The organism is Nocardiopsis alkaliphila YIM 80379, from assembly GCF_000341005.1.
Taxonomy (GTDB): domain Bacteria; phylum Actinomycetota; class Actinomycetes; order Streptosporangiales; family Streptosporangiaceae; genus Nocardiopsis; species Nocardiopsis alkaliphila.
The window spans coordinates 1-379 of sequence record NZ_ANBD01000101.1 but is presented as its reverse complement, the minus strand read 5'-3'; the positions used below and the strand labels follow the sequence as shown (position 1 = coordinate 379).

1 protein-coding gene is annotated in these 379 nt (G+C 72.8%); it reads right to left on the bottom strand.

Annotation, left to right across the window (positions count from 1 at the left end; translation table 11 throughout):
• Positions 1-167: 167 nt before the first annotated feature.
• The coding region (locus tag D472_RS25595) for an iron chelate uptake ABC transporter family permease subunit (protein WP_033303874.1) at positions 168-379 on the bottom strand (212 nt) is incomplete at its 5' end.

Here is a 379-nt window from a genome sequence, read left to right as displayed (position 1 = left end):
GGGGGCGCCCGCCACGAGCAGGCCCACCAGCAGCAGCACGGCCATGAGGGCCGAGCGGGGATGGACGGGGAGGGCGACCAGACGTCCGATCCGCAGCACCCGGTCGGTCGGCTTCGGTTCGGTGGCCGGTGCCGCCTTGGAGATCGACGGCCGCGGGAGGGTCCGACTCACGTGGCCCCCTTCGTTCTGCGCAGTACGTACAACAGCACCGGGGCGCCCACGAAGGCGGTGACGACGCCGACCATCAGTTCCATGGGGCGTACCAGGGTGCGGCCGACCACGTCGGCGAGCAGCAGCAGGGCGGGGCCGACCAGCACCGCGAAGGGGACCTGGAGGCGAAAGTCCACCCCCACCAGGGACCGCACCACGTGGGGCACGG